Source organism: Suilimivivens sp., from assembly GCF_037359455.1.
Taxonomy (GTDB): Bacteria; Bacillota; Clostridia; order Lachnospirales; family Lachnospiraceae; genus Suilimivivens; species Suilimivivens aceti.
The window spans coordinates 26,401-38,366 of record NZ_JAXXXI010000053.1; the positions used below are offsets into that span (position 1 = coordinate 26,401).

Here is an 11,966-nt window from a genome sequence, read left to right on the forward strand (position 1 = left end):
ATTGAAAATGAAAATTCCTATTGACATCACCATTAGCAGTGGTATAATACAATCAAACATATGAATAATTGTTCATATGAAACAACTTTAAAGAAAGAGGATGAGAACATGAAAAAGACTTATAAAATTGATGTTGATTGTGCAAACTGTGCTAATAAGATGGAAGAGGCAGCTAAGAATACCACAGGTGTCAAGGATGCTACTGTTAACTTTATGACATTAAAGATGATCGTTGAATTTGAGGATGGCGCTGAACCTGCTGCAGTTATGAAGGATGTATTAAAGAACTGTAAGAAGGTAGAGGACGACTGCGAGATCTTTTTATAGAGAAAAGAGGAAGCATATGAATAAGAAACAGAAAAAGGTATTGATCCGGATTATTGTGGCAGTTGCGTTACTGATTGTTCTGTCATTTGTACCTGCAGAGGGATGGCTGCAGCTTGCACTGTATATGATCCCCTATCTGGTAATCGGATATGACATCCTGAAAAAGGCTGTCAAGGGTATCATGAATCGTCAGGTATTTGATGAGAATTTCCTGATGGCAGTTGCTACAGTAGGAGCAATCGCACTTGGGGATTATAAGGAAGGCGTTGCCGTTATGCTGTTCTATCAGATCGGCGAGCTGTTCCAGAGCTATGCGGTAGGTAAGAGCCGCAGAAATATCAGTGAGCTGATGGATATCCGTCCGGACTATGCCAATATAGAGAAGGATGGTGAGGTTATACAGGTAGATCCCGATGAAGTGGCGATCGGAACGATAATCCTGGTAAAGCCCGGAGAAAAGATCCCGATTGACGGTATTGTTACAGAAGGAACTTCCAGTCTGAATACCAGCGCACTGACAGGAGAAAGCCTCCCTAGAAATGCAAAGGAAGGTGATGAGGTCATCAGTGGATGTATCAACATGACCGGTCTTCTGAAGATTAAGACAACCAGGGAATTTGGAGAATCTACTGTTTCCAAGATTCTCGAGCTAGTAGAAAATTCCAGCTCCAGAAAATCAAGATCCGAGAATTTCATTTCCAAATTTGCAAGGGTATATACACCGGCTGTCTGCTACGGCGCAGTAGCACTGGCACTGATCCCGCCCATTGTAAGAATGGTATTTATGGGACTGCCGGCTGACTTTGGTACATGGATCTACAGAGCGCTGACCTTCCTTGTTATCAGCTGTCCCTGTGCACTTGTGATCAGTATTCCTTTGAGCTTCTTTGCCGGAATCGGCGGAGCAAGTAAGGAAGGTGTTCTTGTGAAGGGCTCCAATTATCTGGAGACACTTTCACAGACAAAATACGTAGTATTTGACAAGACAGGAACGATGACACAGGGTGTCTTCGAAGTCAGTGGTATTTTTCCGGCAGCACTCTCAAAGGAAGAGCTGATCGAGTGTGCTGCCTGTGCAGAAAGCTATTCCAGCCATCCGATCAGCAAGAGCCTGCAGAAGGCTTATGGCAAAGAGATTGATAAGAACCGTGTAACAGAAGTAACAGAGGTCAGCGGCAAGGGCGTGACAGCCAAAGTAGATGGCAGGCTGGTGGCAGCCGGTAACGGCAGGCTCATGGATCAGCTTGGCATTCCCTATACGGTATGCGATCAGGTAGGAACCCTTGTGTATGTGGCAGTTGATGGTACTTTTGCAGGCTGTATCGTGATCTCTGACCTGTTAAAGCCGCACGCAAAGGAAGCCATTGATGCACTGAAAAGGGCAGGTGTAACAAGGACGGTCATGCTGACCGGAGATACAAAACGGGTAGCAGATTCCGTAGCGGCAGAGCTTGGTATCCATGAGGTATGCAGCGAACTTCTCCCGGCAGACAAGGTAGCAAAGGTGGAAGAGCTGCTTGCGAAGAAGAGCGAGAAGGAAAAGCTGGCCTTCGTAGGGGATGGTATCAATGACGCACCGGTGCTTTCCAGAGCGGATATCGGAATTGCCATGGGGGCTCTTGGTTCAGATGCAGCGATCGAGGCAGCAGATATCGTTCTGATGGATGATGACCCGCTGAAGATTGCCAAGGCAATTAAAATTTCCAGAAAATGTATTCGTATTGTTTATGAGAATATTTATTTTGCAATCGGTATCAAGGTGATCTGCCTGATCCTGGGTGCACTTGGTATTGCCAATATGTGGGCAGCTATTTTCGCAGATGTAGGAGTTATGGTGATTGCTGTACTGAATGCGATCCGGGCTCTGTTTGTAAAGAAGCTGTAGGCTGGTTCGTAGTAAAAGGGGATGAAGGAGGCGAGGCGCTATGGCAGAAATAGAATGCTGTGATACTGTAGAGGTTCATGAGGATCTGCTGAAAATTGTAAAGGAAACCATGCCGGATGAAAAAGAACTGAATGATCTGGCAGATCTGTTCAAGATTTTTGGGGATTACACCCGTATCCGTATTCTGTTTGTTCTTTTTGAAGCAGAGGTATGTGTCTGTGATCTGGCACAGGCGCTTGATATGACACAGTCGGCTATTTCCCATCAGCTCAAGATACTGAAGCAGAGCAGACTGGTAAAGAGCAGACGGGAAGGCAAATCGATCTTTTACTCTCTGGCAGATGAGCATGTAGAAACGATCATCGGCAAGGGAAGAGAGCATATTGAAGAGGACTGAAGAGGTCATGTTTATAATCAGGCTGCAGGAGAAAGCTATCTCCTGTGGTCTTTTTTTATAAAATATGATAAACTGCTTGCAGTTGAAAGGAAATGAAGGCAGAAAATGAATAGATTAATGAAAACAAAATGGAAGCAACTGGGAATATTGGCAATCTGCAGTGTATTGCTGTTTACAAGTGCCTGTAACAGGACAGAGCAGAAAGGAACAGAAGCAGAACAGAACAGTGAAGCAGTAAGTCAGGGCAGCAGCGGGGATCAGGACAGAGCTCAGGCGCTGGCAGATGGCAGATATGAGATAGAAGTGACACTTTCTGGCGGAAGCGGCAGAGCCACGGTGGATTCACCCTGTGAGCTTACCGTTTCCGGAGGGCAGATGACAGCCAGGATTGAGTGGAGCAGTCCAAACTATGATTATATGCTGGTGGATGGAGAAAAATATCTGCCGGTCAATACAGAGGGAAACTCGGTATTTGAGATCCCGGTCGCTGTACTTGATGAGGAAATTCCGGTAACTGCTGACACGACGGCCATGAGTAAGCCCCATGAAGTGGAATATACGCTGATGTTCCATAGTGCTGCAGAGGGTGAAGCAGTTCAAAGTGAAAGCAGCTCGGAAGAAAATAAAACGGAGGGATCAGATGTCCTTTTGGGTAGTCCCCAGATCAGCAGTGAGCTCACTTATACAGGCAGCATTCCCCTTACCTATGCAAAGGAATTCCGGGTGGATGAATATGCGGGGGGCTATCGGCTTCTTACGACCCGCAATGAGAAACGGATACTTCTGATCCCGGAAGAGGGGAAAGCTCCAGATGATCTTCCAGAGGATGTACAGGTATTACAGCAGCCGGTGACAGATATTTATATTGCAGCCTCCGCTGTGATGGATTTCTTCGCAGGTCTGGATGATGACCTGTCCTGTATACGGTATTCATCCCTGACTGAAGAAAGCTGGGGAATTAAAGAAGCAAAGGAGGCTATGGAAGAAGGAAGGGTAAAGTATGCGGGGAAATACAGCGCACCGGATTATGAACAGCTTCTTTCAGGAGGCTGCAGGCTTGCGGTGGAGAACACGATGATCTTTCATTCGCCGGAAATCAAAGAGCAGCTGGAGGCTCTTGGCATACCGGTAATGATCGATTATTCCAGCTACGAGACGCATCCGCTTGGAAGAGTGGAGTGGGTGAAGCTTTATGGGGCACTGCTTGCCAGGGAAGAAGAGGCGGAAGCTATTTTTGAAGAACAGGAAGAGATACTGAAGCGTGTGACGGAAGAAATATCGGCACAGGCAGAGCCTTCTACGGTGGCGTTCTTCTATATCAATGCATCCGGTGGCGTGAATGTGAGGAGACCCACAGATTATGTGCCGGAAATGATAGCACTTGCCGGTGGCAGCTATATCCCGGAAAGTACAGGGAAGGATAGTGATGGAAGAGCCAGCGTCAATATGCAGATGGAAGCCTTTTACCAGCAGGCAAAGGATGCTGATTATCTGATCTACAACAGCACGATTGAAGGAGAGGTACATTCCCTGCAGGAGCTGTGTGATAAGGATGAGGTACTGAAGGATTTTAAGGCAGTGAAAGAAGGACGGGTATTCTGTACCACAGGGGATCTGTATCAAAGGTCGCTGTCAGCTGGTGTTTTCATTGAGGACGTGCATAAAATGCTGACGGGAAAAAAGGATCTGCGGTTTATGTACCCACTTTCGTGAAAGCTGTGAAGGAGAGGGCAGGAATATCAGGAGGGAATCATAAAAAAATGGGAGAAAAAAGGCAAGAAAGACGATATGGGACTGCTTTTGTGGTATTGGCTGTGCTGCTAATGATCCTTTTCATATGTAATATCTGTATTGGAAGTGTGCCGGTTTCTGTTCTGGAGGTGAAAAGCTATTTTCTTGGAGGGAACGTTCCGGAGGTAACAGCAGGAATCATTGGCAAGATCAGACTGCCAAGGGCACTGGCAGCGATGCTTCTTGGCGGGGCACTTGCACTGTCAGGATACCTTTTGCAGAGCTTTTTCAGAAATCCGATCGCAGGACCCTTTGTGCTTGGTATTTCCTCCGGAGCCAAGCTGGCAGTAGCGGTGCTGATGATCCTTTCTTTAAGGAGAGCAATGCAATTAAGCTCACTGATGATGATCACTGCAGCTTTTGTGGGGGCGATTCTGTCCATGGTCTTTGTGCTTGCCATGTCAAAGCGTGTGAATAAGATGTCAGCACTGATCGTCAGTGGTGTGATGATCGGCTATATCTGTTCGGCAATTACAGATTTTATCGTGACATTTGCAGAGGATTCCCAGATCGTGAACCTGCATAACTGGTCCAGAGGGAGCTTTTCGGGGATCAATATGGGAAATGTACAGGTAATGGCGGTTGTAGTGTTCAGTAGTTTTTTGCTTGTTTTTTTTCTGGCAAAGCCGATCAGTGCCTATGAGATATCAGAGGTGACGGCAAAGAGCCTTGGTGTCAATATCCCCTTTCTGAAGATAAGTCTTGTGATTCTGTCGAGCATTTTATCGGCCTGCGTGGTTGCCTTTGCAGGACCGGTTTCCTTTGTGGGTGTGGCAACACCACATCTGGTGAAGAGGCTGCTTGGATCATCAAAGCCTATCCTGATGATACCGGCCTGTTTCCTTGGCGGGGCAGTATTCTGTCTGCTTTCAGATCTGATCGCCCGCATGGTCTTTTCACCTACGGAGCTGAGTATCAGCACAGTGACAGCAGTATTTGGGGCACCGGTGGTACTGATCGTGATGGCAAAGCGGCGTAAGGATGTGTAATACCGGACAGGTGATGGAAGAACAGCCGGTGTGGCAGAAGGGTGTGAGGAGCAGGTATGGAGCAGAATTATGAATTTAAACTGGATAAGCTGACAGTCGGCTATGAGGGAAAGCCGCTGATACGGGATATCACGTTATCGCTGGAAAAGGGAAGGATCCTGACTTTGATCGGTCCAAATGGTGCCGGTAAATCCACAATATTGAAAAGTATCGCAAGACAGCTGGCTGCTCTTGGCGGCAGGATGTATTTTGGAGAAAAGGATCTTGCAGCCTGCAGCAGGGAGGAGCTGGCCAGAACGATGGCAGTCGTCCTGACAGACAGGCTTCATACAGAACTGATGACATGCCGCGATGTGGTGGCATTTGGAAGATATCCCTATACAGGGCGTTTCGGACTTCTTTCGGCGGAGGATAAAGAAAAGATAGAAAGCGCCATGGAACTTGTCCATGTGCAGGAGCTTTCAGAAAAAGATTACGGAAGGATCAGTGACGGACAGAGGCAGAGAGTGCTTCTGGCCAGGGCGATCTGTCAGGAGCCGGAGCTTCTTATATTGGATGAACCGACTTCCTATCTGGATATTAAATATAAGCTGGAATTTTTGTCGATCCTTTTAAAGCTGCAGAAGGAGAAAGGCCTGACTGTGATCATGTCGCTGCATGAGCTTGAGCTGGTATCACAGGTATCCGACAGGATTCTTTGCGTAAGGGGGGAATATGCAGACCGGTACGGGACACCGGAGGAGATCCTTCAGGAGGAGTATATCTGTGGGCTGTTTGGGATTCCAAAGGAGCTGCAAAGGAGTGACCTTGGAAAAGAAATCCTTTCCTCTATTCTTACTTAAAATGAGTGATCAGTAGTACCTTTTTTGGCTATTTACAGGAAAAAAACTCTGTGCTATAATTCAATTCATAGTAAACATATATGAAATATATTATACATGAAGAGGAGAACTGATTATGAAAAAAGAGAGTGGATATGGGTTCAGTACCAGGGCAATCCATATGGGAAATGAAGTGGATAAGGAAACCGGGGCGATCCAGCGTCCGATCACACTGGCTAACAGCTTTCAGCTTCCTTATGATCCGACAACGATGAACTGGAGCAGTGCGGATGGTAATCTGTATACCAGAAACGGTGGCTGCAACCAGAAATACCTTCAGCAGAAAATAGCGGATCTGGAGAATGGCGAGGATTGTGTGGTACTTGCCAGTGGTGTGGCAGCACTTTCCGGTCTTTTCTTTGCGCTTTTAAAGCAGGGAGATCATGTGATCTTTTCCAGCGTGACCTATATTGCAGTATACCGGCTTTTCCATGAGCTGTTTAACACCAAATTTGGCGTGGAGACAACGATAGTGGATACCTCAGATCCTGCCAATGTGGCAGCAGCGATCCGTCCGAATACGAGGCTGATCCATATTGAAACACCGGGAAATCCAACGCTTCAGATCTCTGATATAGAGGAGATCGCACGAATCGCCCATGAAAATGGGGCACTGCTTTCTGTGGATAATACATTTGCCTCTCCCTACAATCAGAGACCGCTTGATTTTGGTGCAGACTTTACTGTAGAAAGTCTGACCAAGTATATCAATGGCCATGGAGATGCCATGGGTGGTGCGATCATTGGTAAAAAGGAGTATCTGGATATCGTAAGGGCACAGTCCCAGGTGAACCTTGGCGGAGTTATCAGTCCCTTTAATGCATGGCTGATCATGAGAGGAAGTGCAACACTGCCGCTCCGTATGAAGCAGCATAATGAAAATGCCATGGCACTTGCCACTTATCTGGAGAGCCTGCCCTGTGTCAGCTTTGTAGCCTATCCAGGACTCCCTTGCCATCCGCAGCATGAGCTGGCAAAGAAGCAGATGAGCCCCGGCTATGGCGGTGTGCTTTCCTTCGGATTAAAGGGAGCAGATCATGATACCCATAACCGTTTTGTAAGCAACCTGAAGCTGATCCTTTCTGCAGTTTCACTTGGTCATGATGAGACGCTGATCGTATTTCTCGGAGAAGACGATGAAAGACAGTATCTGTATCCGGAGCAGTTTTCAAACGGCTTCTTCCGCCTCGCAGTAGGACTTGAGGATGTAGAGGATCTGAAGGAGGATATCAGACAGGCACTGGAGAAGACAGGGCTTTTATAGGTGTTTATAGGCGGATAACCAGGCTTTTCTTGCATTGTTAGCGGCATAATGTTACAATAAAAAGTGGATTTTTGACAGAAAAGGATCCACAGATAAACAAGGAGCAAATGCCGGTAAACGGATACAACAAAGAATGGATAAAGCGAAATTTACAGACAGATATTGCAGGGCATATGGAAGATATGCCGTTTCACTGAAAAAGACGGGAAAGCAGGATAAGCTTCAGAAGAAGGTTACAACAGCCTGTCAGAATATCAGGGACGGCAAGGTTCTGAAGATGCCCTCTTTGTATGCCAATATAGCAGTATTATATGCCATAGCACTGCAGACGGATGATCAGTCAATGCTGAAGAAGATCAAGGATGCCGTCCGCACATTGGCCAAGCAGGACTATAATTATATCCAGAACAGACAGCTTGAGGATGATTTTTGCGAATACATGCTGTCAAAGCCATCATTTTTGACAAAGGGAACAGCTCTTCCGGACAAGTACCAGAGCTACAGGCAGGGTCTGATGAAGCGGCAGATCGCTGAGATGGTAACGACGGAGCCGACCATGGAGTATCCGCAGGCGCGGCAGATGCAGCGGCATTTTATCCTGCATATCGGGCCGACCAATTCAGGTAAGACACATGATGCCCTGCAGATGCTGATGAGGGCAGAGCATGGGACGTATCTGTCACCATTGCGTCTTCTGGCATTGGAGGTCTATGATCTGATGGCAGAAAATCAGGTAAACTGCACGATGGTTACGGGTGAAGAAACCCTTTATGTGGAAAACAGTACGGTAACATCACAGACAATAGAAATGCTGGCAATGGATGATGAATATGATGTGGCAGTGATTGATGAGGCCCAGATGATCGAGGATGATTTCAGAGGAAGTAACTGGGTCAAGGCGATCCTTGGGATCCGGTGTCCGCTGATCCATGTCTGTGCCAGTCAGGATGCGGAAATGATCCTGAAAAGGATCATAGAAAAATGTAATGATACCTATGAAGTGGTTTACCATGAAAGAAAAACAGAGCTGGTGCTGGAATCACAGCCGGTATCCCTGAAGGAAAAGCTGGCAGAGGATATCAAGGAAGGGGATGCCATTATCATGTTCAGCAAGCGTGCAGTACTTGATATGGCAGCCAGACTGGAGCTTTCCGGGATCAGTGCAAGTGTTATCTATGGGCATCTTCCGCCGGAGATCCGCAAGAAGGAAGTACGTAAATTTCTTGCCGGGGAGACTCGTGTTGTGGTTTCCACAGATGCGATCGGAATGGGATTAAATCTGCCGATCCGGAGAATTGTTTTTGGTGAGACCGTCAAATTTGACGGAAATGAAAGAAGAGTACTGAAGCAGCAGGAGATCCTGCAGATCGCAGGAAGAGCAGGCAGATTTGGTAAATATGAAAAAGGATACGTGACAGCAGGGGATGAAGAGGGACTGCTTCTGATCGACAGCGCCCTGAAGGAGCCACTGAAGGATATTGCATACGCCAGGCTTGGCTTTCCAAAGGTGCTGCTTTCCCTGGATCATCCACTGGATGAGCTGCTGAGGACATGGGAGAGCATTCCGGCAGGCTTTCCGTACAAGAAGATCGATGTATCTGAAATGCTGGAGCTTTATCGTATCCTGAAGAAAAACAGCAGAGATTTCATGTATCTGCCGGAGGGCGATAATAAAGAAGTGATCTTTGACATGATATCCTGTCCGCTTGATATTAAGTCAAGCGCCATTGTCAACAAGTGGTGTCAGTACTGTATGGACTATACAGCGGATGTTTCACTTACCTTTCCACTGTTCAGCGCAAGGCTCGGAAGCAATCTTCTGGAAAGCTATGAAATCTATTACCGCATGCTGGATCTTTATCACAATTTTTCCGTCCGTATGGGAAAGATCGTGGATGAGGAAAGACTGAAGGAAGAACGGGACCGGACAGATGAGAGGATCACGGGGATTCTGGCGGGCAGCAAGAAATCCTATATTAAGCGATGCAGGGTGTGCGGAAAGGTACTTCAGCTGGATGACCGATTTGGTATCTGTAATGAATGCTATGAGGAAGAGAAACGGCGGGCGGCAGAAAATCCAGTGAAGAGACCGTCAGGAAGAGGACAGCATGGAGGACATCGGAAAAGACACAGAAGGCATTAGGATCACGTGGCTTGGGACAGCAGCCTTGAAGCTCGAAAATAAAGAGGGAACTGTGCTGATCGATCCTTTCGTGGAGATGGACGGGGCAGAAAATCAGAATGACAAAGAAGATTTCCTTTCTGGAGATGCCATATTGATCACGCATGGTCATCTGGATCATTTATCACTGGTGCCGGTATTGGAAGGTATCCGGAGAATGCCTGTTTACTGTACAGCGACACCGGAGCAGACATTATACAGGCATGGAATAGAAGCCTCACTGGTTCACAGGATCAGTCCGGGAGACCGGTTTATGGTCTGTGGATTTACCGTCCGGGTAGATACCGGTGTGCATATTCATTTTGACAGAAAGCTGGTAAGAAAAAAGCTTTTGTCTGCCAGAGTATTCCGGTATCGCAGGAATCTGAAGAGGATCCTGAGGCTGCATCTTCAGTACCCGGAGCACAGGGAGACGGTTCTGTATGAATTATCCTGGCAGGATATAAGGATCCAGGTCATGGGGAGCCTTGGACTTTCTGAAAATGAGGATTATCAGGAAGGAGCAGATCTGCTCTGCCTTCCCTACCAGGGAAGCAGTACGCTGGAGGCGCATGCCAGAAAGGTATTACAGAGGCTTAAACCAAAGGCAGTGCTGCTGACACATTTTGATGATGCCTATCCCCCGGTTTCTGATACTGTGGAAACGGAGGGGCTTAAGGAAATGATGCAGAGAGAATTCAGGGAAATCAGATTTATCATCCCTGATGCGGGAAAACAGATACTGCTGCCCCGGAAAATGGGTAGTACTGATTGCGTATAGACAATCAGAAACAGCTTTTATATAATAAACCAATAGTATAATTTGGGGAATATATATGAAGAAAAAAAGACTGTTTTTGTGTGGAATATTGGAAATGTTTGCTGCGTCGGAAGAAGGATCCGGAGGATGGACAGGAAGGATGCGGAGACCGTCCCCATTTTCGCAATGTCAGCCAATGCTTTTGATGATGATGTCGCAAGGAGCAGGGCGGCAGGAATGAATGAGCATCTGTCCAAGCCGCTTTCCTTTGAAAAGGCGGCAGCGGTGATCGCACAGTATGTCAGAAAAAATGAAGAATAAATCAGGGAACAGCTTTCTGAAAGAGAGGGCTGTTCTTTTTTTACTTTTGGATGCCACTTTTTGTGTCATGGAAAATAGTGTTGACAACATATATCGAGGTGTGATATATAATATATATCGAATCACGATATATCTAATTGCGATGTATCCAAACGTGATATATCGAATTGAAATGCACAGGGAAGAATCAGTATTCCCTGTGCTAAAAGAAAAGAGGAGAAAGATGGAGGATCGAATCAGAAAGATTTACTGTCCCATGACAGAAACCGGATTTTATATTCTGTACTGCCTGCAGAGACCGCAGCATGGTTACGGGATCGGGCAGCAGGTGAAGGTGATGACCGGAAATCAGGTTGTTATCAGTCCAGGAACCATGTATGGCACACTTTCCAAGATGGAGGGGGACGGGCTGATCCGGTTTGATCATGAGGAAGAGAAGCGGAAGCTGTACTGTATGACACCGCTTGGAGAAGAGGTACTGGAAACAGAAAAGAAAAGGATCAGACGATTATACCAGAACAGTCAGGGGGAAGAATATCATGAGTAATACAAAGACATTTACAAGGATTTTTACTATAGCAGATTATGAAGAGGAAGAAAACTGGTTAAGGGAGCAGAGCAGAAAGGGACTTCACCTGCAGAAGATGATCCAGCCATTTATTTATATTTTTGAGGTGGGGAAGCCGGAGGAGATGATCTACCGTCTGGATTATAGAAATGCAAAAGGTGATCAGGACTATGCGCAGATGTTTGCCGACTATGGATGGGAATGCTGTGGTAAATGCTTTGGCTGGATCTATTTCAGGAAGCCTGCCAGTGCTGTGACCTGTGAGGAAGAGGGAGAGCTTTTTTCAGACAGTGAATCCAGGCTTTCCATGGTGCAGCACGTGATTCAGACCAGGATGCTTCCGCTGCTTGTCGTTTTCCTGTGCATACTGATCCCGCAGTGGACAAACGTCATGAACAGTCCGGATGAGATCACGCTGGAGGTGATATTCAGTATATTGATGCTCCTGTATGTGATCCTGATCCTGCATTGTGGAAGAAAGCTGTACAGTCTCAGGAAGAAACTGAAAAAATTCTGAGAAGCACTGAAGGAGAAAACAGAAACAAAAGAGCGCAGGTTTTCAAAATCATAATAGACGCAGAAAATAAGCAGTGGTACACTGAATGTAATACAGACGGAAGGA

General features: G+C 46.6%; 12 protein-coding genes. All 12 read left to right on the plus strand.

From position 1 onward, the window contains the following. Positions 1–108 precede the first annotated feature (108 nt). The gene (locus tag WJQ40_RS11285) at positions 109–327 is read left to right on the plus strand and encodes a cation transporter (protein ID WP_337540331.1); all 219 of its coding nucleotides are present in this window, start codon (positions 109–111) and stop codon (positions 325–327) included. Positions 328–343: 16 nt separating this feature from the next. Further along, entirely contained in the window at positions 344–2,212 is a 1,869-nt protein-coding gene (locus tag WJQ40_RS11290) for a heavy metal translocating P-type ATPase (protein WP_337540333.1), read from the plus strand. Between the two features lie 40 nt (positions 2,213–2,252). Then, positions 2,253–2,609 (plus strand): metalloregulator ArsR/SmtB family transcription factor, encoded by a 357-nt coding sequence (locus tag WJQ40_RS11295; RefSeq protein WP_118798203.1) that lies wholly within the window; start codon positions 2,253–2,255, stop codon positions 2,607–2,609. 105 nt (positions 2,610–2,714) lie between these two features. Then, positions 2,715–4,322 carry an ABC transporter substrate-binding protein gene (locus WJQ40_RS11300; protein ID WP_337540335.1) on the plus strand — a complete coding sequence of 536 codons (1,608 nt, stop codon included), beginning with the start codon at positions 2,715–2,717 and terminating at the stop codon, positions 4,320–4,322. 47 nt (positions 4,323–4,369) lie between these two features. After that, a complete protein-coding gene (locus WJQ40_RS11305) occupies positions 4,370–5,389 on the plus strand; it encodes an iron ABC transporter permease (RefSeq protein ID WP_337540338.1) in 1,020 nt (339 codons plus the stop codon). 56 nt (positions 5,390–5,445) lie between these two features. Beyond that, positions 5,446–6,231 (plus strand): ABC transporter ATP-binding protein, encoded by a 786-nt coding sequence (locus WJQ40_RS11310; RefSeq protein WP_337540340.1) that lies wholly within the window; start codon positions 5,446–5,448, stop codon positions 6,229–6,231. A 115-nt stretch (positions 6,232–6,346) separates the two neighbouring features. Further along, entirely contained in the window at positions 6,347–7,534 is a 1,188-nt protein-coding gene (locus tag WJQ40_RS11315; RefSeq protein WP_337540342.1) for an aminotransferase class I/II-fold pyridoxal phosphate-dependent enzyme, read from the plus strand. Between the two features lie 133 nt (positions 7,535–7,667). Further along, complete coding sequence (locus WJQ40_RS11320; protein WP_337540344.1) at positions 7,668–9,677, plus strand: helicase-related protein; 2,010 nt, start codon at positions 7,668–7,670, stop codon at positions 9,675–9,677. After that, positions 9,643–10,476: an MBL fold metallo-hydrolase gene (locus WJQ40_RS11325; RefSeq protein ID WP_262574690.1), complete on the plus strand. Its 834-nt coding sequence runs from the start codon at positions 9,643–9,645 to the stop codon at positions 10,474–10,476. Before WJQ40_RS11320 ends, WJQ40_RS11325 begins: the two co-directional genes overlap by 35 nt. Before the next feature lie 126 nt (positions 10,477–10,602). Continuing rightward, a complete protein-coding gene (locus tag WJQ40_RS11330) occupies positions 10,603–10,776 on the plus strand; it encodes a hypothetical protein (RefSeq protein WP_337540349.1) in 174 nt (57 codons plus the stop codon). A gap of 223 nt (positions 10,777–10,999) precedes the next feature. After that, positions 11,000–11,323, plus strand: coding sequence for a PadR family transcriptional regulator (locus WJQ40_RS11335; protein ID WP_118798210.1), 324 nt, complete (start codon positions 11,000–11,002; stop codon positions 11,321–11,323). Further along, on the plus strand, positions 11,316–11,861 hold the full coding sequence (locus WJQ40_RS11340; protein ID WP_118798211.1) for a DUF2812 domain-containing protein: 546 nt from the start codon (positions 11,316–11,318) through the stop codon (positions 11,859–11,861). Before WJQ40_RS11335 ends, WJQ40_RS11340 begins: the two co-directional genes overlap by 8 nt. Positions 11,862–11,966: the final 105 nt, after the last annotated feature.